At 51.8% G+C, this 21,820-nt stretch carries 16 protein-coding genes and 2 tRNA genes; 12 read left to right on the top strand and 6 right to left on the bottom strand.

Translation table 11 applies throughout. The features are described from left to right. The first annotated feature begins 71 nt into the window (after nt 1-71). The 10 genes from MKZ07_RS00865 to MKZ07_RS00910 all read left to right on the top strand — a co-directional run bounded on the left by MKZ07_RS00865 (nt 72) and on the right by MKZ07_RS00910 (nt 15,010). Complete coding sequence (locus MKZ07_RS00865; RefSeq protein WP_341024013.1) at nt 72-3,902, top strand: carbohydrate binding domain-containing protein; 3,831 nt, start codon at nt 72-74, stop codon at nt 3,900-3,902. Nucleotides 3,903-4,814: 912 nt separating this feature from the next. Continuing rightward, nucleotides 4,815-6,608: a two-component system histidine kinase PnpS gene (pnpS, locus tag MKZ07_RS00870; RefSeq protein WP_036695858.1), complete on the top strand. Its 1,794-nt coding sequence runs from the start codon at nt 4,815-4,817 to the stop codon at nt 6,606-6,608. A gap of 120 nt (nt 6,609-6,728) precedes the next feature. Continuing rightward, nucleotides 6,729-7,457, top strand: coding sequence for a response regulator transcription factor (locus tag MKZ07_RS00875; RefSeq protein ID WP_036695860.1), 729 nt, complete (start codon nt 6,729-6,731; stop codon nt 7,455-7,457). Between the two features lie 159 nt (nt 7,458-7,616). After that, the gene (pstB, locus tag MKZ07_RS00880; RefSeq protein ID WP_036695861.1) at nt 7,617-8,372 is read left to right on the top strand and encodes a phosphate ABC transporter ATP-binding protein PstB; all 756 of its coding nucleotides are present in this window, start codon (nt 7,617-7,619) and stop codon (nt 8,370-8,372) included. Between the two features lie 79 nt (nt 8,373-8,451). Further along, nucleotides 8,452-9,111, top strand: coding sequence for a phosphate signaling complex protein PhoU (gene phoU / locus MKZ07_RS00885; RefSeq protein WP_036695863.1), 660 nt, complete (start codon nt 8,452-8,454; stop codon nt 9,109-9,111). 247 nt (nt 9,112-9,358) lie between these two features. After that, the gene (polA, locus tag MKZ07_RS00890; protein WP_036695864.1) at nt 9,359-12,031 is read left to right on the top strand and encodes a DNA polymerase I; all 2,673 of its coding nucleotides are present in this window, start codon (nt 9,359-9,361) and stop codon (nt 12,029-12,031) included. A gap of 51 nt (nt 12,032-12,082) precedes the next feature. Further along, entirely contained in the window at nt 12,083-12,925 is an 843-nt protein-coding gene (mutM, locus tag MKZ07_RS00895; RefSeq protein ID WP_036695952.1) for a DNA-formamidopyrimidine glycosylase, read from the top strand. Nucleotides 12,926-13,124: 199 nt separating this feature from the next. Continuing rightward, entirely contained in the window at nt 13,125-13,841 is a 717-nt protein-coding gene (locus tag MKZ07_RS00900) for a manganese efflux pump (RefSeq protein ID WP_084648958.1), read from the top strand. Nucleotides 13,842-13,850: 9 nt separating this feature from the next. Continuing rightward, on the top strand, nt 13,851-14,447 hold the full coding sequence (coaE, locus tag MKZ07_RS00905; protein ID WP_036695867.1) for a dephospho-CoA kinase: 597 nt from the start codon (nt 13,851-13,853) through the stop codon (nt 14,445-14,447). Next, nucleotides 14,447-15,010, top strand: a complete 564-nt coding sequence (locus MKZ07_RS00910) for a lytic transglycosylase domain-containing protein (protein WP_036695954.1) — start codon at nt 14,447-14,449, stop codon at nt 15,008-15,010. The genes coaE and MKZ07_RS00910 overlap by 1 nt, the downstream gene beginning before the upstream one ends. A gap of 108 nt (nt 15,011-15,118) precedes the next feature. Here MKZ07_RS00910 and MKZ07_RS00915 read toward each other — a convergent pair whose 3' ends face one another. Beyond that, on the bottom strand, nt 15,119-15,337 hold the full coding sequence (locus MKZ07_RS00915) for an alpha/beta-type small acid-soluble spore protein (protein ID WP_036695868.1): 219 nt from the start codon (nt 15,335-15,337) through the stop codon (nt 15,119-15,121). Nucleotides 15,338-15,502: 165 nt separating this feature from the next. Here MKZ07_RS00915 and nrdR point away from each other — a divergent pair, with 165 nt between their 5' ends. Continuing rightward, nucleotides 15,503-15,979: a transcriptional regulator NrdR gene (gene nrdR / locus MKZ07_RS00920; RefSeq protein ID WP_036695870.1), complete on the top strand. Its 477-nt coding sequence runs from the start codon at nt 15,503-15,505 to the stop codon at nt 15,977-15,979. 195 nt (nt 15,980-16,174) lie between these two features. Here the strand turns inward: nrdR and MKZ07_RS00925 are convergent. Together MKZ07_RS00925 and MKZ07_RS00930 are read right to left on the bottom strand one after the other, a co-directional pair. After that, nucleotides 16,175-16,247: transfer RNA gene (locus tag MKZ07_RS00925), tRNA-Lys, on the bottom strand. Between the two features lie 6 nt (nt 16,248-16,253). Further along, a tRNA-Ala gene (locus MKZ07_RS00930) sits at nt 16,254-16,328 on the bottom strand. A gap of 121 nt (nt 16,329-16,449) precedes the next feature. Here MKZ07_RS00930 and MKZ07_RS00935 point away from each other — a divergent pair. Further along, nucleotides 16,450-18,129 (top strand): recombinase family protein, encoded by a 1,680-nt coding sequence (locus MKZ07_RS00935; protein ID WP_341024017.1) that lies wholly within the window; start codon nt 16,450-16,452, stop codon nt 18,127-18,129. A gap of 2 nt (nt 18,130-18,131) precedes the next feature. Here MKZ07_RS00935 and MKZ07_RS00940 read toward each other — a convergent pair whose 3' ends face one another. The 3 genes from MKZ07_RS00940 to MKZ07_RS00950 form a co-directional block, all read right to left on the bottom strand. Then, complete coding sequence (locus tag MKZ07_RS00940) at nt 18,132-18,488, bottom strand: GNAT family N-acetyltransferase (RefSeq protein WP_156949644.1); 357 nt, start codon at nt 18,486-18,488, stop codon at nt 18,132-18,134. Nucleotides 18,489-18,691: 203 nt separating this feature from the next. Next, a complete protein-coding gene (locus MKZ07_RS00945) occupies nt 18,692-19,471 on the bottom strand; it encodes a MurR/RpiR family transcriptional regulator (RefSeq protein ID WP_036695876.1) in 780 nt (259 codons plus the stop codon). A gap of 128 nt (nt 19,472-19,599) precedes the next feature. After that, complete coding sequence (locus tag MKZ07_RS00950; RefSeq protein WP_051493628.1) at nt 19,600-21,639, bottom strand: FAD-dependent oxidoreductase; 2,040 nt, start codon at nt 21,637-21,639, stop codon at nt 19,600-19,602. Between the last annotated feature and the right edge of the window lie 181 nt (nt 21,640-21,820).

A 21,820-nucleotide genomic window follows, 5' to 3' on the forward strand; every position in this document is an offset into this window, starting at 1 on the left:
GGGCGAGGGATGGATGTCCGTCGCCCCCGTTTTTTTGACGAAGAATAATCCCGATAAGAAGGAGTTGAACCATGACCAAGAAATCCAGGTCCCTGCGCAAAATTACAGCCCTGCTCCTGGGCGCACTCCTGACCGTTCCGGCAATAGTCTCCCCTGTATCGGCAGATATTGCCGCTACGCATGTCTACCATAACCATATGCCGAATTTCTGGGCTTACTATGACCTGAACACTTACAATTCTACCCCTGTAGGCAGTCCGATCCGTTATACCTACGATGGTGAAGTCATCCAGCTGAAGCAGAATCCGCCCGCAGGATATCCCTATTATCTGCCGAATGGATCTCCCATGCCCCACAATGATCTGGTCTCTTATTATTCCCATCACGCCAAGACGGGCGCGTATTTAACCTGGCCCTGGAGTGTGGCGAACACGCTGCACAGCAATCATCCCCAGGCGCAGATGCATGTTACCATGTCGGGGTCTGTGGTGAACAATGTAAACAGTATTATTCAACAAGGAAATGTAAGCGGATACAATAATCCGGCCTGGGGAACCCCATGGAAGAACGCGGTGAATCAGCTTCGGACAACAGGCGGTGACAATATGCTCGATCTGATTCATTTCTCCGGACACCATTCTATGGGACCGCTGGTCGGCAACGATTATTTGCTCAAGGATATGATCTATCATGGAGCGGCGATGGCTCAGCCTTATTTCCTGGGCAGCAGCTATAAGTCATCGAAGGGATTTTTTCCGACAGAACTCGGGTTCTCGGAGCGGATTATCCCGGTGCTGAACAAGCTTGGCATCCAGTGGTCGGTGATCGGCAACAACCATTTCTCCCGCACGCTCAAGGATTACCCGCTGCTGGATAGTCCGGGCAAGGACACGATGATCTCGCCGCCCAACCGCAGTGATCTGCAGAATGTCAGCACGGCGGGGGCCTGGGTGAGTGAACCGATGTTCAATGAGCAGCAGGTGGTCTATAATAAATATCCTTTTGCCTCAACGGCTCATTGGGTCCGTTATGTGGACCCGGCAACCGGGGCGGAATCGAGAGTGGTTGGCGTACCTGTCGCGCAGGCGCAGTCCTGGGAAGAAGGATATCTGGGCCAGGTAAAAGCAGATGCGCTTAAGCCGTATGAGAATCTGGCTCTGCAGAAGCAGATTTTTGTCGTGGCCCATGACGGAGATAATTCTTCGGGCCGGGCCGGCTCTGAGGAGACCTGGCGCAATGCCGGGAATGTCACCTATGCCAGCAGCGGTGTGACCGGAATGGGGATCGATGAGTATCTGCGCAGCAACACACCGGCCGCTTCCGATGTGGTCCATGTGCAGGACGGCTCCTGGATCGATACCCGGGATTCGTCCTCTGATCCAACCTGGTACCATTGGCATTTGCCGTTTGGGATCTGGAAGGGCCAGTTTGCGGCCTTCAATCAGGTGAACGGGACCGCTTACGCCCCGAAGAAGAATCTGGCGGGTGTCGAGGAAGGCATGACGGTATCCTTCGAGAAGGGCTATCATTATCTGGAGCGTAATTTCGCGTTATTACAAGCTTCCCTGAACTATGCCAAGACCGCCGAACAGATCTGGCTGGAGGAGCATCCGAATTACTGGGAGCCGGCGAACCCGCTGGACCGTGAGGTGACCTACGAAGGCAACCAATTAAATCCGTGGATGCTCTCCTATCCCGTGAAGGGCAACACCGCGAACGACTATGCCGGAGGCGCCAATCCCGCCGAGCTGGCCTGGTACTTCCTGTTGCCTGCGATGGACTCGGGCTTCGGTTATTATGATGAGAATGTGGATGACAGCGTGAAGCCGGCGTTGTCCTTTAATCAATCGCTGTATTTCTCCAAGCCCTATGTATCGCAAAAGCTGGCCAAAGACAAAACCGGCCCCTCGGTCTGGTGGCCGCAGCGCTACCCGTACAATCCGGGCAGCGCGAATGTCAGTAAGGCAGAAGGCTGGACCCTTCAGCATTATAATAATGCTTTTGCCATCTATACCTATGCTTTCGATACCAGCGGAATCAGCGACATCAAGGTGAAGGTCCGGGCACACCGTGATAAGACGGCAGACGCGGCGGATAATACTTTTAAAGTATATGATCCAGCAGGTCTGGCCGCAGCCGGGGTATCTGGTATTGATCCCCCCAAGGTTGGTGCGTGGACGGAATACCCGATGAATGTCCGCGACCTGAGCGCCGATATTAACGGTGTCGACTGGCAGCCAAACAGCAAGACGATTATGCAGAAGGTTCCGGCCACAGATATCGGGAACCTGTATTTCTCCTACATCTCCGATTACCGCGATCAGCTATTGGACTACTACATTGAAGCCAAGGATGCCAAAGGCAATGTGACCAAAAGTGATATCCAGCAGGTCTATGTCGGTGCCGGCAAATATACGCTGGAGAACGGAAAATATAAGGAGAGCATCCAAGGTACTATTGAAGGGACGCATCCGTTCATCACAGATGTGCCTGCTGTCCCGGATAATGAAGCTCCGGCTGCTCCAGCGAACTTGCAGGCCACAGTGGTTAATGCTTCTTCTATCGGGCTGACCTGGAATGCCGCGACAGATAATATCCGTGTTACCGGCTATGAGATCTACCGCAATGGCGTTAGAATCGGAACAACTACTTCCACCTCATATACAGACAGCGGCTTGTCAGCCAGTACAGCCTATGAATACAAAATTAAAGCCTATGATGCCTCCGGTAACCTCTCCGGCTTCAGTGCGGCAGCAACTGCAACCACACCGGCGGGCAATAATGTAACGATCTATTATAAGCAGGGTTATTCCACTCCTTACATCCATTACCGCCCGGTTGGAGGGACTTGGACGACAGCCCCGGGCGTAGCGATTCCGGCCGCCGAGCTAGCAGGCTATAACAAAATCACCATTAACATCGGCGCAGCCACCCAGCTTGAAGCCTGCTTCAACAACGGCAGCGGCACGTGGGACAGCAACGGCGGCAGCAATTATCTATTCGGCAGCGGCACCTGGACCTACACGCCTACAGGCAATATTCAGTCGGGTGGTCCGGTGACGCCAACGGCATCGCCGACTGTAGCACCGACAGCTACGGCAACGCCTAAGCCAAGTGCGACGCCAACGGTTGTGCCAACCGTAGCACCGACAGCTACACCGACGCCAACACCAACCGTAGCACCTACAGCTACACCGACGGTAGTACCAACAGCTACGGCAACACCTAAGCCAAGTGCCACGCCAACAGCTACACCAACCGTAGCGCCAACGGCGACACCTGTGCCAACCGCCACTCCGGCGGGCAACAGCGCGACGATCTATTACAAAAATACAGCATTCAGTAACTCCTATATCCATTACAAGCTGGATGGGGCAACGGCCTGGACGACTTCACCGGGTGTGCAGATGCAGGCCTCTACTTTCAGTGGCTACAAAGCCATTACCATTCCGCTCGGCAGCGCCACAGGCCTGACCGCAGCCTTCAATAACGGCAGCGGTACCTGGGACAACAATGGCGGGAATAACTATCATTTTGGTACCGGCAGCTCCAGTCTGACGGGAGGAAATCTGATTACCGGCGAACCACAGGCCGATAGCGTAACCTTCCGGGTCAGCGTTCCGGGCACGACTCCAGCGAATGCTCAGGTCTATCTGACGGGTTCGTTCAACAGCTGGAATGCGGCAGATCCGGCCTACCTGCTGACCCGTGGAAGTGATGGGATTTATTCCATCACCTTGAACCTTCCGGCAGGCAGCGCCGTGACGTATAAGCTGACGCGCGGAAGCTGGGCCACGGTAGAGATCACTTCCAGCGGAGCGGATATTGCGAACCGTACGCTTACACTCGCAGGCGGTGCACAGACGGTGACGCTGACCGTGCAGCGCTGGAAGGATCAGTAGCAGGTTATTGGTCAATTTATTATCCAGGAGTGTCTGATCCACGAATCGCCCCTTTTTGGATGGTGTAATACAGCCCTCTGAGAATGGGCGATTTCTTTTGACTTAAGATGCAGAAATAGATGGATTTTCTCCACCTGCTGCTTACAAAATTTGCGCCGAAGAAACAATAGTTGGACAACCAACACTTAATCATTCACATTTACGAGAAATAGCAGAAACAAACATAATTAGTTGTCATTTATCCACTTGCTTCCGGTAATTTAGCAGAAAAGGGCGAATTAAGCTACGTTTTTCCAATTGTTTGCCGTGAACCGGTCACTTCTGAAGAGCAGGGCTGAAACTATTTGGATTGGAGGAGTTGAGGATTGGAGAAATGAGGAGTTGAGGAATTAAAGTTTGCAGAATCGGATAGTTGCGGGTTGAGGTGTCAGGGTGTTGAGGTGTTGATTATTTAAGGAGATTTAGGGTTGTGTAACTCCCACCTCTTAAACAGCGGAGCGGGCGGACTGATTGTGGAGAAGCGGCAGCGTTCGCCTTTGTTCCCGGATTTTTACCGCTGAGTCCATTCTAATTAAATCCGGAAACAACAGCGATCGGAACAACGGTCCGTTTGCGGAGCGTCCACTTAACGAGCCCCCATCACTCCATCCTCGCCCTCGGTTCTCGATCTCACTCATCGCTCCATCCTCGCCCTCGGTTCTCGATCTCACTCATCGCTCCATCCTCGCCCTCGGTTCCTCCCTCGCCCCTCGGTATCTCCCAATCCTCCCCGGCGCTGCTTCCCAGCCTACGCCTCTCGCTTGCGGCACATTTTACATCCCGTTGATAATCGCCGCCGGAACTGGTATTTTGCCGAAAATGCAGGTAGAGTGTTCTCATGGACATTTACACGAGGGAAGAGGACCGCCGCAGATGAAACCATTCCGCATTCGACTTACCATCATACTTATGGCTCTGATAGGAATATCAATGACCGGGGCCGGGATCACCATGGCTCAGCTGTTCAAGGATTCGCATATTTCCGTGCTGGAAGAAAACATGTCCCGGGAAATAAAGCTGCTCTCCGGCACCTTCTCATTCATGGATACCAGTAGTCCGGATGCCCTGAACTACTATACAGAACAGGCAGAGAAGATCTCCATCTTGACCGGATCGCGTGTCACCTTCATTACGAAGCAAGGCCGGGTCATCGGTGACTCGGAGAAGAATCCGCGCGAGATGGACAACCACTCTACCCGCGAGGAGGAGCTGCTGGCCGCGAAGGAAGGGATTGGCCGGGCGATTCGTTACAGCGATACATTAGACCGTGAAATGATGTATGTGGCGGGTTCCGTGTCCTCGGATCAGGGATTTGACGGGTATATCCGGCTGTCGATGGGGCTGGATACCGTATCCGAAGGACTGAACCGGGCGTGGATGATCATGGCAGGGGGACTGGTGCTGCTGTTCATTGCCGCAACCTTGGTGAGCTACAAGGTGGCTTCGAGTATGACCTCACCGCTGGAGCAAATCACCAGAGTGGCGCGGCGGATTACCGATCTGGATTATGATGCCCGGGTGCCGATGAAGCGCAAGGATGAGATCGGCCAGCTGGCTACAGCCATCAACGCGATGGCCGACAGTCTCCAGGCCCAGCTGAAGACCATCCGCGACAATGAGGATCTGCTGCAGAGCGTACTCGACAATATGACCGGCGGCATCGTGATGATTAACGCTGAAGGGGAGATTGCCCTGCTTAACCGGGCCGCCGAACGGCTGCTCGATGTGAAGCACAGCGAGATGACCGGACATTCCTACAAGGAGATTAAGCATCATTATGAGCTTACCCGGCTGATTGATGATGGAGTGTCCGCAGGTGAACCTATTCACGAGGAGCGCAGCATCTATAATCCGGTGGAGCGGATTGTGCGTCTGGACGGGGTGCCGATGATCCAGGACGGCTGCTCCCGGGGGATGCTGTTCCTGCTTCAGGAGGTTACCGAGATTCGCAGACTTGAGAAAATGCGCAGCGAATTCGTCGCCAATGTCTCCCACGAGCTGAAGACCCCTGTCGCTGCGGTAAAAGGCTTCGCCGAGACCCTCCTCGGCGGGGGCGTTACGGATGAGAAGACGGCGCGTTCGTTCCTGCAGATCATCTACGATGAGAACGAACGGTTGAACCGCCTGATCGGCGACATCCTGGAGCTGTCCAAAATTGAATCCAAACGCGTTCAGCTGGAATGCTCCCCGGTTCATCTGATCGAGTTCTTCGATTCCGTGCTGGAGACGCTCAGCAAGGTGGCGGAGAAGAAGAAGATTACACTCAGCTCGGATGTGCCTGCAGAGCTATTCATTGAAGGAGATGAAGACAAGCTGCGCCAGATTTTCATGAATCTGCTCTCTAATGCGATCAACTATACCCAGGACGGGGGAAATGTCAGAGTGACCGTAGTGAGCATCCAGAAGAAGGATGGCACCGAGAGCGTGCGCTTTACAGTCAGTGATACGGGGATGGGGATTCCGCGCAAGGATCTGCCCCGGATCTTTGAACGCTTTTACCGGGTGGACAAAGCCCGCTCCAGAAGCTCCGGCGGAACCGGCCTCGGTCTATCCATTGTGAAGCATCTGGTTGAGCTGCATCGCGGTTCTATTAACGTAGAGAGCGATCTGGGCATCGGCAGCTCATTCATTCTGGAATTGCCGCTGCTGCAGGAAGAGAATGAATAACTCTGCAGAGTCTAATAGAGAATAAATTTATAATTTTACACTAAGTTAACATTGTGGTGCTATGATGTGCATGTATGCAGTTTTGTAAAATTAATAACCTATGAAAAGACGGGGGAACCTATGGCACAACGATTGCTTGTCATTGAAGACGAACCGACACTAGCCCGGCTGCTGTCTTATAACCTGACACAGGAAGGCTACGAGGTGACGGTGGAGGATCATGGAACGGCAGGGTATGACCGTGCGACTAGAGAACCTTTTGAATTGATCGTACTGGATCTGATGCTGCCCGGCATGAACGGCATTGACATTCTGGATAAATTGCGTGGACAAGGCATCCGCACACCGGTTATAGTGCTGACGGCCAAGAATGCGGAAGAGGATGTCGTCCGCGGGCTAAAGTCCGGGGCGGATGATTATATTACGAAGCCCTTCGGCGTATCCGAGCTGCTGGCCCGGGTCAGCGCAGTGCTGCGGCGGATCTCCGGTATTGCCGAAGAAGCTCCGCCCGAGACAGCGGTATCTGCATCGACGATTATTCTCGGACAGCTGGAGATCTACCCCGAGCGTTATGAAGTCTCGCTGGGCGGACAGAGCATCAATCTGCGGCCGAAGGAATTTGAAGTGCTGCTGTATCTGGCCCGCAAGCCGGGCGTCGTCCTGACGCGGGATGATCTGATGAATGCCGTCTGGGGCTTCGACTATATTGGAGGCCAGCGCACCGTAGACGTGCATGTCAGCTCCCTGCGCAAGAAGCTGGAGCTTGACCCTGAATCCGTGCATATCGATTCCATCCGCGGCGTGGGCTACAAACTGGTCGTCAACAAGAAGAGAACACCTGTCAGCTAACATGGCGGTGTTCTTTTCTCACAAGTTAAGCACCTTCTCCCTGGCGCGTGTCTTACTACACACGGATTTTACACTGCGTTAACAATTCTCTGGAGCTCTTTTGACACTGAAAGCTTATCATGGGGAACGAAGATGATGAGAAGGAGACAACAGAAACTAATGAAATCCATCATTGACATAGAGAAGCTAGATCTCTACTATGAGTCATTCCATGCCCTGAAGAACGTGGATTTGCAGATTCCGGAGAAGCAGGTGACCGCTTTTATCGGACCTTCCGGCTGCGGGAAATCCACACTGCTGCGTACCCTTAACCGTATGAACGACATGATTCCCGGAACACGTATTGAAGGCAAAGTAAATATCGGCGGCAAAAACATCTACAGCGACGAGATCGAAGTGGAGAGTCTGCGCAAGCAGGTGGGGATGGTGTTCCAGCAGCCCAATCCTTTTCCAAAGTCGATCTATGATAACGTGGCTTATGGCCCGCGCCTGCACGGTGTGAAGAGCAAAGCCGAGCTGGATGTCCTTGTAGAGCAAAGCCTGCGCCAGTCCGCGCTCTGGGAGGAAGTGAAGGATTTCCTCAAGAAGTCTGCCTTAAGTCTGTCCGGCGGGCAGCAGCAGCGTCTCTGTATTGCCAGAGCCCTTGCTGTACAGCCCGATATTCTGCTGATGGATGAGGCGACGTCAGCGCTCGACCCGGTGTCCACGCTCAAGATTGAGGAGCTGGTTCAGGAGCTGCGGGATAAGTATACGATTGTAATGGTCACGCATAATATGCATCAGGCCGCCCGGGTATCGGGACGCACTGTATTTTTCCTGAACGGTGTCATTGTGGAAGCTGCGGACACGGAGCTGTTATTCTCCAACCCGAAGGATTCCCGCACAGAAGACTATATCTCCGGCCGCTTCGGCTAAGGATGGCTGATTCGTAAGTCTTAGGTTCACTCCGTTCACCCGATATGACCATATGTTTTTGAGGAGGATCACTTTCGATATGATTCGCAGAAAAGAATTCGACAAAGATCTGGAAGAACTGCGCACCCTGCTGCAGCAGATGGGCGAGCATGTAACGGATGCCCTGGATGGTGCGATACTGGCCCTGCAGACCCTTGATACGGCACGGGCGCAGGAGATTGTCAAAGCGGACCTGCGGCTGAACGCCATGGAAGACCGGATTATGGAGATCGGCTCACGGCTGATCATCACCCAGCAGCCGGTGGCGAAGGATCTGCGCCGCATTATTGTAGCCTTCAAAATCTCCAGCGATCTGGAGCGTATGGGCGATCTGGCACTGGATGTAGCCAAGGTAACGATGCGCATCCAGGGGCAGCAGCTGATCAAGCCGCTTGTGGATATTCCGCGCATGGCTGAGCTGGTCACGATCATGACCACGGAGGCTATTCAGTCTTATCTGGACGAGAATACGGATCTGGCCTACAAAATGGCGCAGGATGACGATCAGGTAGATGGTCTGTACAGCGCGATGATAAACGAACTGTACACGTATATGGTTCAGAAGCCTGAAACCGTGAATCAGGCGATGCTGCTCACACTGGTTGGCCGTTACATTGAACGGATTGCCGACCATGCCACGAATATTGGCGAGAGTGTAGTGTATCTGGTTACAGGTAAACGTCCGGATTTGAACCAATAACCGCATAATGTTGGCGCATAGATACAGTTTAGCAGAGCTCTGCGCCTTGAACATCAGACAGCAAGCCACCTCCCCGGGGCTTGCCTTTTTTTGTTTTAAAGCGCGCTTCACTTGGCAAACCTGTATTCCATACCATTAGCAGCAGCTAAAGGCCGGAGCAGGTGTGGATCTGTAGCCTCAGGTTCTTTTTTGTACGGAGCATATGGTACTATGTAAAGAGAAAGCAAGATAAAGGCGAGGTGCTAGTGTGGACAAGCTGATACTCATTGATGGAAATAATATCATTTACCGGGCGTTCTTCGCCATGCCGCCGCTGACGAATACAGCAGGACAGCAGACGAATGCGGTATACGGTTTCACGACGATGCTGCTCCGTCTGCTGGAGGAGCATAAACCGACACATATGATTGTGGCCTTCGACGCGGGGAAGATTACTTTCCGGCATGAAGGCTATGAAGATTATAAGGGCGGACGCCAAAAGACCCCGCCGGAGCTGTCCGAGCAGTTCCCGTTGCTCAAAGAGCTGCTGAAGGGTCTGGGAGTTCCGCAGTTCGAGATTGCCGGCTACGAGGCTGACGATATTATCGGCACCATCTCCAGGGAAGCGGATGCCGCCGGCCGTCAGGTGATGATTGTGTCCGGGGATAAGGATATGCTGCAATTGGCTTCTGAGCATACCACCATAGCGATGGTGCGTAAGGGAGTTACGGAAGTGGAGCTGTACGGGCCTAAGCAGATCCGGGACAAATATGATCTCACCCCTGAGCAGATCATTGATCTCAAGGGGCTGATGGGCGATGCCAGCGACAATATCCCCGGGGTACCGGGAGTCGGGGAGAAGACAGCGCTTAAGCTGCTCCAGCAGTTCGGATCGGTGGAAGGTGTGCTTGCCGGAACCGGTGAGCTGAAGGGGAAGATGAAGGAGAAGCTGGAAGAGCACGCGGATAGCGCCATCATGAGCAAAAAATTGGCGACGATCTACCGTGAAGTTCCGCTGGAGCATACCTGGGAGGATATGGTGTTCAGCGGTATTGTTGCCGATACGGCGGGCCCTGCCCTGGCGAAGCTGGAGTTCAAGTCCCTGCTGGAGCGCCTGTCGCTGAGCGCCTATTCGCATGAGGCGGACGGCGGTCTGTCCGGCCCCGCAGCGGTGGAAGCGGCAGAGCTTACGATTACCATCGTTGATGAAGCCGGATTAGAGAAGCTGGTTCAGGCACTGCCGGACATCTCCGCCCTGCATGTGGAATCTAACGGGGAGAACCCGCACCGTGCCGAAGTGATCGGCCTCGGGCTGTCTTCGCCGGAGCAGCATTACTTTGTGCCTTTTGCCCTGCTGAAGAGTGAGGCGGCAGCACCCCTGCGTGACTGGCTCGGTGACGAGCAGGCACCGAAGAGCGGGTATGATCTGCACCGTGCCGATCTGGCGCTGCATTGGCAGGGGATTGCTTTTGCCGGAGCCGCTCACGATGTTCAGCTGGCCGCTTACCTGCTGGACCCGACTGAAGCGAGCCAGAATCTGAATGACCTGACCACGAAATACGGCCTGCCCCGCTTGTCGCCGGATGAGGATGTTTTCGGCAAAGGGGCCAAATATAGAATTCCTGAGCTTGCGATTCTCGGTGAGCATGTCGCCCGCAAGAGTGCGACTGTGCTTGGCATTGTGCAGAAGCAGCAGGAAGAGCTGGACAAGACGGACATGACCGGTCTGTTCCAGGACCTGGAGATGCCGCTGTCGCGGATTCTCGCCGATATGGAGAAGCAGGGCATTGCTGTTAACAAGGACGATCTTATCCAGCTCGGCAAGGAATTCGAAGCCCAAATCTCCCGGCTGGTCACTGAGATCTACTCCGCATGCGGAACTGAATTCAATCTTAATTCTCCGAAGCAACTGGGTGAGGTTCTGTTCGTGAAGCTGGGCCTGCCGGTCGTGAAGAAGACGAAGACCGGATATTCGACGGATGCCGAGGTACTGGAGAAGCTTGCGCCTTATCATGACGCCGTGCGCCTGATTCTGCAATACCGTACCCTGGCCAAGCTGCAATCTACGTATGTCGAAGGTTTAATGAAGGAAATTTCGCCGGAGACCGGCAAGGTACACACCTTTTACCGGCAGACGATTGCGGCCACAGGCCGGCTCAGCAGCCAGTTCCCGAACCTGCAGAATATTCCGATCCGGCTCGAAGAGGGCCGCAAGCTCCGTAAGGTATTCGTGCCCTCAGAGCCGGGCTGGTCGATTCTGGCGGCGGATTACTCACAGATCGAGCTGCGTGTGCTGGCGCATATCTCAGGCGATGAGCGGATGAAGGAAGCTTTTGTCGAGGATATGGATATTCATACCAAGACTGCGATGGACGTATTCGGCGTCCCTGCGGAGAGTGTGGACAGTAATATGCGCCGCTCCGCCAAAGCGGTAAACTTCGGAATTGTTTACGGCATCAGCGATTACGGCTTGTCACAGAACCTGAACATTCCGCGTAAGGAAGCGGCCCGGTTCATTGAGCAGTATTTTGAGGTGTTCCAGGGTGTCCGCCGTTACATGGATGATATCGTAGTCGAGGCCCGTAAGCAGGGGTATGTGACTACGCTGCTGGAACGCCGCCGTTACCTGCCGGAGATCAATGCGAAGAACTTCAATCTGCGTTCCTTCGCAGAACGTACGGCGATGAATACGCCGATCCAGGGAACCGCTGCGGATATTATCAAGCTGGCCATGGTTCATATGGATAAGGCACTGCATGAGCGCGGCCTGAAGAGCCGGATGCTGCTCCAGGTACACGATGAGTTAGTGTTCGAGGTGCCGGAGGAGGAGCTGGAGCAGATGAAGCTGCTGCTGCCCGAGGTGATGGCCGGAGCACTGCAGCTGTCTGTTCCGCTGAAGGCAGAGGTAAGTTTTGGGAGCAACTGGTACGAAGCGAAATAGGCTCCCCGCACATGGCAGATATCCGGTATAATGGAGTGGAGGTGAGCCATGATGCCGGAATTGCCGGAAGTCGAAACAGTCAGAAGAACACTTAATGAGTTAATTACAGGCAAGCAGATAGAGCATGTCACCGTCCGGCTGCCGCGGATTATTCAGCGCCCGGATGATATTCAGGCCTTTGCCCATATGCTGGCAGGTCATAGTGTGGTTACAGTTGAACGCAGAGGCAAGTTCCTGCGTTTCGTATTTGACGGGCTGGTGATGGTCTCACATCTTCGGATGGAGGGCCGTTACGGCGTGTACCGTAAGGGCGAGCTGCTGGACAAGCATACGCATGTTATTTTCCATTTCACAGATGGGACGGAGCTGCGTTATACGGATGTGCGCCAATTCGGGACGATGCATCTGTTCCAGCCGGGAGAGGATCTGCAGCTGAAGCCGCTGAACAAGCTGGGGCAGGAGCCGCTGGATGCCGATTTCACGCTGGAACGGTTCAAGGAGATTGTCGCGAAGCGGAGCACCAAGATCAAGCCGCTGCTGCTCAATCAGGAATATATAGTAGGCATCGGCAATATTTATGTAGATGAGTCCCTGCATCGTGCAGGAATCCACCCGGAGGAGACCGCGAAGTCCCTCACCGAGGATCAGCTGGCCAGACTGCACCATGCTATTGTCGCAACACTGACGGAAGCGGTGAATGCCGGAGGCTCCTCCGTGAAGTCGTATGTCAACGGCCAGGGGGAGAGCGGGAGTTACCAGGATCAGCACAAGATCTATGGACGCAAGGATCAGCCGTGTGCTACCTGCGGCACGCTGATTGAGAAGAGCGTGGTCGGCGGACGGGGAACGCATTATTGTCCCAGCTGCCAGCCCGTACCTGTACTGATTCTGTGATTTTTATTTAGAGTCAGCGCTGCGGTTAGAGCCCGTTTACGGGTTAGTTACACTTGAGTTATAACTGCTATGTATAAAGGCAGGCACTTACTGCCCGTCCCGCCCATATAATGTGTGAAGATTGCTGATTATGGCGAAACGGAGCTCCGGCTTGGATGCTTAATCCACCGGCTCCGGTTCTTCACGGGAGGGATTGCGGGTGCTGAGCCCATTGTTGTCTTTGCTGTTGCTTGCGTTTGCGCTTAGTCTGGATGGATTTGGTGTAGGTATTACATATGGACTGCGTAAAATGAAAATCCCCTTGCTCTCCATTATCATTATTTCGCTCTGTTCAGGGGTCGTCATTTATGGTTCTATGCAGGTCGGCGTGCTGCTGGCCAAGGTAGTCTCGCCGAATGCCGCTTCCAGTGTCGGAGCGGTTATTCTCGTCTTAATGGGCTGCTGGTCACTGTTTCAGATGCTGACGCAGAAGGAGCAGGAAGAGACTGCGCCAGCTGCCGCAGAGGATCATTCAGGATTAGAGACCATACTGGAGACGGCTGCTGCCGCACAGAATGCGGAAACGGTGCTGAAGCCGGCTGTATTCTCGCTGGAACTGCGCCATCTGGGCGTGGTGATACAGATTCTCCGCACACCGTCTTCCGCTGATATGGATGCCTCGGGGAGCATCTCCTCCATGGAAGCCATGATTCTGGGGATCGCGTTGTCGCTGGATGCCTTCGGAGCCGGCCTCGGTGCGGCACTGCTCGGATTCAGCCCGTGGTCCACCTCGCTGATGATCGCTGTATTCAGCGGAACCTTTTTGCTAATGGGAATGAAGACGGGACTTAGATTATCCGGCAGCTACTGGATGAAGCATGCGGCTGCGCTGCCCGCGATATTATTAATTGTAATGGGTATAATGAAGTTATTATGAGGTGAGTACATGATTATAGGCTTAACCGGAGGCATAGCTTCGGGAAAAAGCACCGTGTCTGCACTGTTTGTCCGCAAGGGAGCTGCACTGGTGGATGCCGATGTCATCGCCAGAGAGGTGATGCTCCCCGGACATCCGGTGCTGGCGGCAGCGGTGGAGGCTTTTGGAGACCGCATCCTGCTGCCTGACGGTTCGCTGGACCGGGCGGGTCTTGGTGAGATTGTCTTCCGGGACCCGGAGGCGCTCAAGACACTGAATAACCTGACCCATCCGGCAATCCGCAGGGAGATCAAGGACAGAATGTATGCGCTTGAGCAGGAGAATCCGCAGCGGCTGGTCATTGTCGACATTCCGCTGCTCTACGAATCAGAGCTGGATTCCTTGTTTGAGCAGATTATTGTGGTCTATGTTCCGAGAAGGGTGCAGTTAGCCCGCCTCATGGAGCGCAGCGGAATGAAGCTGGAGCAGGCTGAGGACCGGCTGAGGTCGCAGATGGATATTGAACTGAAGCGCAGGAAAGCGGATTATGTGATCGACAATAGCGGTGATCCGGAGTCTGCCGAGCTTCAGGTTGCCCGGCTGTGGGACAGGCTGGGCCTGATATGATAAAGTGGCTGCGCTCCAAAAGAGTCCTGCTGCTGCTGTTCATCGGCTTCACCGCGATCCTGTTTCTAGGCTCCAACTGGATGTCATGGTTTTATCCTATTCATTATAAAGCAGAGATCCGCCAGCACAGCCGGACGTATGAGATGGACCCGTTCCTGGTAGCATCCATTATCCGTGTGGAGACCAATTATAAGACCGGCCGCGAATCCAAAAAAGGCGCGCTGGGACTCATGCAGCTGATGCCGGATACCGCCAAGTGGGCGCTCGAAAAGGCCAAGCTTCCTGAGGTATCGCTGGAACGGCTAAAGGAAGAGCCCTCCTCCAACATTGAACTGGGCACTTGGTATTTGTCTACGCTCTCTAAGCAGTTCGACGGCAACCGTATAGCAGTTATAGCCGCCTATAATGCCGGACCCGGCAAGGTGCAGAGCTGGCTGGATGAAGGGCAGTGGGACGGAACAGAAGCCTCTGTGAAGGACATTCCGTTCGGTGAGACCCGGCATTACGTGCAGCGTGTGATTTATTATTATGATCAATACACCGAGCTCTACAGTGAGTTCTAGGGTGCTTGTTACTTCTGCTGCTATTATGTAAAAAGAAGCATCAAACGGCCGGAGGCCGTTCGATACTTCTTAGGCAAGCTTATGTCGTGTTTAGCAGGTTATTTGTACTTATTTGTACTGACCTGCCAATTGCTGTTCAGCCAGGGTTACAAGACGTTTAGTGATGTAACCACCGATCGAACCGTTTTCGTAAGAAGTTTTATTGCCTTGGTATCCGTCTGGGGAGAGGGTAATACCTAGTTCCTGGGCAACTTCATATTTCAGTTGTTCCAAGGCACCGCGTGAGTTTGGAGCTACCAGGTTATTGGAGTTGTTATTTTGGCTCATTGCTGTTCACCTCCTATCGGTTGGTAACTGTATTATGTGCCGGACATGTCAGATTCATAACAACAAATAAACGGTGTTTTCTGGAAATTAAATAATGCCCGCATAGCCCTTGTGTATCAATGGACCGGGCCTATCCATTCTAATGATGAGGAAGTGAAGAAGCTTATGAAATGCCCTTACTGTGACCACACCAATACCAAAGTCCTGGACTCGCGCCCGGCTAATGAGAATAAGTCCATCCGCCGCAGGCGGGAATGCGAGCTATGCAGCCGCCGTTTCACCACCTTCGAGATGATTGAAGAGACCCCGCTGATTGTGATCAAAAAAGGCGGCAGCCGTGAAGAGTTCAGCCGTGACAAAATCCTCCGCGGCCTGATCCGTGCCTGCGAGAAGCGTCCGGTCCCTGTAGAGCGCCTGGAGGTCATCGTATCCGAGGTGGAGAAAAGCCTGCGCGGCATCGCCCTCGCCGAGATCGAGAGCCGCCAGATCGGCGAGCTGGTCATGGAGCAGCTCTACCCTGTCGACGAGGTAGCGTACGTCCGCTTCGCGTCCGTGTATCGCCAGTTCAAGGACATTAACATGTTCATGAAGGAACTGAAAGGACTGCTGTCCAAGAACACGGAGGAGCTGGACGGGCTGTAAGCGGTTTAGGGAGGGTAAGCCCTCATTGGGGGGGGCTGGCTCTGGGGTTTACGGGACAGCCGCACAATGTACAAGGTACTTATTGGTGAATAAACCGATGGGTGCCTTTTTGTTGAATTGCTTATGAACGTATAGGATTAAGGGGCTTTAATTTGAACAAAAAAAAGACCCTGGTCAGGGTCTTTAAAAATGTGATGGACTCTCAGGGGCTCGAACCCTGGACAAATAGATTAAGAGTCTACTGCTCTACCAACTGAGCTAAGAGTCCATAGAATGGTGGAGAATAGGGGATTCGAACCCCTGACCTCTTCGCTGCCAGCGAAGCGTTCTCCCACTGAACTAATTCCCCATTCGTTTTTCTCACAAGAAATAATATATCATAAATATAATTCTCAGTCAACATTATTTACAAAAAGAATAATAAGGATTAAAATATGGTAGTACATATGACTGATGGGAGGGCTTTCGGTATGGGGGATAAGAGACGGGTCGCAGCATTTTATAGAGTATCAACAAAGGGGCAGCTTGAAGGAAATGATATTCCTATGCAACGTAGGGCTTGTCAAGAGTTTATTAATAGTAAGGGTTGGGTGTTGGTAAAAGAGTATACGGAGAAAGGCGTTTCTGGATATAAGACAGCGAATGAGGACAGAGATGAAATTCAACGTGCTAGATATGATGCGGAAAATAGTCACTTTGATGTATTGCTTTGTTTCATGTTCGACAGATTAGGAAGAAGGACATATGAAACTCCTCTGTTATTAAAATGGTTCAACTCAATGGGAATTGAAGTCTGGTCAGTAAAAGAAGGTCAACAAGAATTTACAGACGAAGGGCATGACATTACAAACTTCCTTAGATTCTGGCAATCGAATAACGAATCTCAAAAAACTTCGATGCGCGTTGATGAAAAACATACACAAATGGCCGAAGATGGTGTATTTAGAGGTGGCACTGCACCATTCGGATACCGGTTAACACCTTCAGGAATTAAAAATAAGAAAGGCAAAGAGCTGATGAAGCTGGAAATAAATAAAGAACAAGCTACTATCGTCAAACAGATGTTCAATATGGTGATAAAAGAGGGTTTTGGAAGTAATCGAATTGCTAAGTTTCTTAATGAAAATACAATCCCCACTTCTACCGGAGGTAAATGGAACACTGCTGCTGTGAACTTTATTCTTAGAAATCCTGTGTATAAAGGGTATCCGGCCTATGGGAAAAGAAAATCGGTTGAAGGGATTTTTGAGACTAAAGGTAAAGCAGAATGGACGATGCCCGAAAAACAACAACTTCAATTAGTAATTATCGATAAAGAAGATTTTGATAATATTCAATTGCTAAGAAGTTCTAGGTCGAAAGAACAAGTTAAAGACCATAATCGGGAACGAGTTAACACCTCGGTAGGCCCGCTTCTATTGGTCGGGTTTATAAAATGTGGTTATTGTGGCTCCCCTTTGACTACAACATATAATGCCAAAAAATACACTCTTGCTGATGGTACGATTAAAATGTGGAAACGGGCGGTTTATCGATGTTCTGGCAAAGCGTTAAGGAAGGTTGATTGCAAGGGGCAGACTATTTATGCACAAAATAAAATTGAAGATACTGTAGCTGATGTTGTTAATCAATATCTCGCATCTTTGAAAAAGATAGACTACATAGAATTTTCCAGAGGTTATGATCTAGAGGAGTATAAGGATATTAAAGAATTCCTTGATAAAAAAAATCAAGAGTTGGCAAGCGAATATGTTGAATTGAACTTACTTAAAAAGGAAGTGACAAAAAGTATTTTGGGAAAGAGTGCCTTCAAGCCAGAACTATTAAATGAAATGATTGAGGATAAAGAAAAGGAATTGCAAAAACTTGATCAGGAAGTCAGATCACTTGAGGAGCAACTTCAGACGAAAAAACTAGAATTAAGTGAAATTAAAGAATTGGCCAAAAATATTAGTGGGTGGAATTTAAAATATAATGAAGCTAGCCATGACCACAAAAAAGTTATGTTGAGATGGATCATTGAAAGGATAACAGTATTCAAAGATCAGATTGAAATTGAATTTAGGCCGGATATCACAAAGTTCTTATCGAGTGCCGGGAACGGTGCTATAGCTGAACTGAGGAAAAGAACGCATCGCTGGCATACATGAGGCTAGCGTTCTATTTCTTCATAAGACATAACTACGGTTTGAAAATAAGGCTTAAATCCAAGCTTTGTATAAAGCGCATTGGCTTTGTGGCTTGCTCTCAAGGTTGCTGTATGTACACCTTTGTTATGTAAATCATGGAGGGTTGTGAGGCACAGAGCGCTTGCAGCACCTTGATTTCGATACTGCTGCAGGGTGGATACAAACTCAATGGATGCCTGATTACCGGTCTGCATGGCAGCGGAGGTAGCTATGGGAACACCATCCAGGTAAGCAAGATAAAAAGATAGCTCGCTACGTGAAAGCCAAAATTCGTAATATGCCTGATTCAACATAGGCCAGCCATGCAGCGCCTCATTCACCACATCAATCCATAATGTAAATTCAGACGATGACGTAACCCTGTGTATATGTAGTCGCGGACTAGAATGTGGCCAGTTACGGGGTTGTTGCTAAATCTAACGTCATTGCATATGTTCTGCCAACGCCAGGGTATGCAGATATTGTTCCATTCCCTGAGTGATGCAATTCACATAATAATCGTGATTCATAAATGGCCTCCCCTCTATCTCTTCCCTAAGAGCAGCTTGTTCCGTAAGCGGAGTCCAATGTAATTGAGCAGCACCTGCATCAGCAGGCTGTCTACTTGTGTGCCGGTGCCTTCGTATTGCAGCGACAGGTCAACAATGTTCTCTATACCTTGTAATCTTACGTGAGCTATGCAGGCAGTCCGAGCGCCTTTTTCCTTAGCTCTCTTCAACTGTTGCACCTGATGAAGATTATACTGCGGCATATAGATCAAGCTGATGACGGCCGACTTTTCGTTCACACCGTCAACGGCATTGACTTGATAGTTGGGGTCGATGAACGCTTTGGTCTTTTTGCCCAGGAGCACCAGCTCGACCTGCAGCCGCCAGATCTCGGAATGCAAGGGAATGCCGATGAAAACGATCTCGTCACTGGATTCGATCATGGACAGCAGCGAAGTGATCGCCTGTTCATCCAGTTGGCTGGTGGTTGCCTTAATCTTCTCGGCCAGCAGCTCACCGTAGGCTACCGGATCTATGTCCTCTTCCTTCACTGCAGGATAGTATTTGCCGTCATATTGATATTGCAGAGGCGTCTGCTCATAGATCATCCGGAAGCTTGAGAAGTTGTCATAATACATCTGCCGCATGAAGCGGCTGACCGTAGAGACAGAGATGTGGTTGGACTCAGCGAATTCCTGTATGCTTGAAGTCTGAAGTCGGTTATAGTTCTCCAGCATAGTTTTGGCTACATCAAAGTAAATATCATCCTGATCATAGGTGTTATAGCACTCCAGCAGCGCGAGAATATCTAACATGATGCACAGACTCCCTTTATAGTTTTGCTTCATTATAATCCAAATCCAATTCAGGAGAATCAGCAAAAATCGCCCATACCGGGTAAAGGTAGGGCGATTTTTTAACAATTGTGCAATTCGTTGTCTAATTACTTATGCGAGTACCCCGCAGCATGGATACCGGCCAGCCGGCCGGAGGTATAGGCAAAGCCCAGTGTACCGCCTTCAAAATCAACATAAGCCTGTCCGTACATCCCGCCTGCATCAGCACCGGCGACGTAAAGTCCACGGATGGCCCGGCCGTCCGAATCGGTAGCTTCGATCTTCTCATTGATGCGTACGCCGCCCAGCGTTCCTAGGTTACGTCCGACATACTTAATGGCATAATAAGGACCTTGCTTGAGCGGAACCAGCCGCTTCGTGTCGGAGAAGAACATAGGGTCATTGCCCTGGGCAATGGCTGTATTGTACTGCTTGGCGGATGCGAGGAAGGTATCCTTGTCCACACCGATCTCTTGAGCCAGTACCTCCAGTGAATCTGCTCTGTGAACAACACCGGTATCTTTCATTGAATCCAGCAAAGGGGTGTAGTCCGTAGGTCTATTCTCATCTGCAAGAATAACATCTGTATCATTCGGTTCATTGAATTCCATGTAGAACTGGCGCTTGCCCTTCCATTTGGAGAAGTGGGGTTCGATGGCTGCCAGGCCCTTCTTCTTGATGGTGTTCAGCATGGCGGAGTCCAGAATCAGGAATTCCGTCTCTTTGGGCTGCATGTGAATCTCAGCGCCGTGTACAGCGAAGAGGGTAACCTTAGTCTCATCGGAAAAGCGCTGGCCCAGCGTATTCACTCTCAGGTTCGGGTACTCGCTGAACTTGGTCAGGCTGTACCAATCCTTGTTGATCGGGGCCAGTTTAGCGATCTCTTCCGGCGTAAAGATTTGCGCAAAATACTGGGTCGAGGTCATCCCGTATGGGTCTGCACCAACCTTCCAGGCCATCTGAATGCCGTCACCTGTATTTGTAGCAATCTGTCCCGGAGTGAACTTCTTGCCGAAATATTTCTCCATCATCTCGCTGTTGCCGCCGAAGCCGCCTGTTGCAATGACGACAGCCTTGGCGTTCACTTTGAGCTTGGAGCCATCCTCTTTCTTAGCCAGCACGCCGGTTACTGCACCGTTAGAGTCTGTCAGCAGCTCAGTCACCGGAGTGCTGAAGCGAACCTGTCCCGATTTGGCTTCAAAAGACTTGATCAGCTTGGTGATCGCTACTGTGCCGCCTTCCTGGTATCCGTGCAGCGTGGCAGGCATTCCGATATGCTCAAAGGCAAAGCCGGTACCGGCATCCACCAGGGTCATTTTGGCGCCGTTCGCATTCAGCCAGTCAACGGTTTTCCCTGCTTCATCAATGATGTTGCGGACCAGCAGCGAGTTCATGTAGCCATCGGAGGCTGCCATGTACTGGTCATAGAGCCATTGCTTGCTGACCGTTTGTTTTCTGTCCTTCTGCTGCTGGGAATCGGCTGCGAACATGCCTCCGGCCATAGTGCCGGCTCCCATAGGTGTAGCTGTCTTCTCCAGCAGTACGACGCTGGCTCCGCTGTCTTCGGCGGCAAGCGCCGCAGCTGTACCGGCAGCACCGGCGCCCACTACGGCCACATCAACTGTGATCTCTTCCACTTCCTTGTTCTCAGCAGTGGCTTTGGCCTGCTTCAAGACCGTCAGATCCCCGCCTGCCTGCTTGGCGCAATCCTCTACAGCCTCCAGAATCCCCTTGGTGGTCATAGATGCGCCGGAGACGGCATCGATTGCGAGGCTTTGCTCACTGATGATTTTTTCAGGAACAATCTTTAGCGGCCCTTGGGCAATGCCTTCTGTTTCATTCTGACTTAACACCTTTACGTCTTTAATAGCGTTATCAGTGAATTCTGTCTCAACCTCGATCGGGCCGTTCTTCCCGTTCCCCTTGGCTGTGTATTTCCCCGGCTTGAAGGAGAGTGCAGCGCTTTTATCGGAAGTGCCTGTCCCCGTGGTCTGGCTTGGGCTTGCCGCCGCTGGCTTCTGATCGTTCTCTACCGCTCCTTCGGCTGCCTTGTTCGACGCGTTGTTGCAGCCTACCATCGAGATCAGCAGAATCGTGATCACAACCAGCAGAATCCCTTTGTATCCCCAGTGTTTTTTTTGCATCATGCAGTTACCTCCCTAATGATCTACGAGGAAAAAGTCCTCTGCTTGAAGGTACCATGTAACACATTTCACATGGAGGTCTGACTCAGACCGATTTCAGTCTGATTTAGAAGGGTTAGGCTTGAGTGCCGATTGAATTCAATACAGAGGGAATGGTGCGGTGCGTGGAAGGCCTACTCCGAAG

The organism is Paenibacillus sp. FSL P4-0338 (assembly GCF_038002365.1).
GTDB lineage: Bacteria > Bacillota > Bacilli > Paenibacillales > Paenibacillaceae > Paenibacillus_AQ.

Bases quoted from the DNA above. Each gene is read 5' to 3' on its own strand.
- MKZ07_RS00865 (WP_341024013.1), top strand. From the start codon at position 72: ATGACCAAGAAATCCAGGTCCCTGCGCAAAATTACAGCCCTGCTCCTG.
- pnpS (WP_036695858.1), top strand. From the start codon at position 4,815: ATGAAACCATTCCGCATTCGACTTACCATCATACTTATGGCTCTGATA.
- MKZ07_RS00875 (WP_036695860.1), top strand. From the start codon at position 6,729: ATGGCACAACGATTGCTTGTCATTGAAGACGAACCGACACTAGCCCGG.
- pstB (WP_036695861.1), top strand. From the start codon at position 7,617: ATGAAATCCATCATTGACATAGAGAAGCTAGATCTCTACTATGAGTCA.
- phoU (WP_036695863.1), top strand. From the start codon at position 8,452: ATGATTCGCAGAAAAGAATTCGACAAAGATCTGGAAGAACTGCGCACC.
- mutM (WP_036695952.1), top strand. From the start codon at position 12,083: ATGCCGGAATTGCCGGAAGTCGAAACAGTCAGAAGAACACTTAATGAG.
- coaE (WP_036695867.1), top strand. From the start codon at position 13,851: ATGATTATAGGCTTAACCGGAGGCATAGCTTCGGGAAAAAGCACCGTG.
- MKZ07_RS00915 (WP_036695868.1), bottom strand. From the start codon at position 15,337: ATGAGCCAAAATAACAACTCCAATAACCTGGTAGCTCCAAACTCACGC.
- nrdR (WP_036695870.1), top strand. From the start codon at position 15,503: ATGAAATGCCCTTACTGTGACCACACCAATACCAAAGTCCTGGACTCG.
- MKZ07_RS00935 (WP_341024017.1), top strand. From the start codon at position 16,450: ATGGGGGATAAGAGACGGGTCGCAGCATTTTATAGAGTATCAACAAAG.
- MKZ07_RS00945 (WP_036695876.1), bottom strand. From the start codon at position 19,471: ATGTTAGATATTCTCGCGCTGCTGGAGTGCTATAACACCTATGATCAG.
- MKZ07_RS00950 (WP_051493628.1), bottom strand. From the start codon at position 21,639: ATGATGCAAAAAAAACACTGGGGATACAAAGGGATTCTGCTGGTTGTG.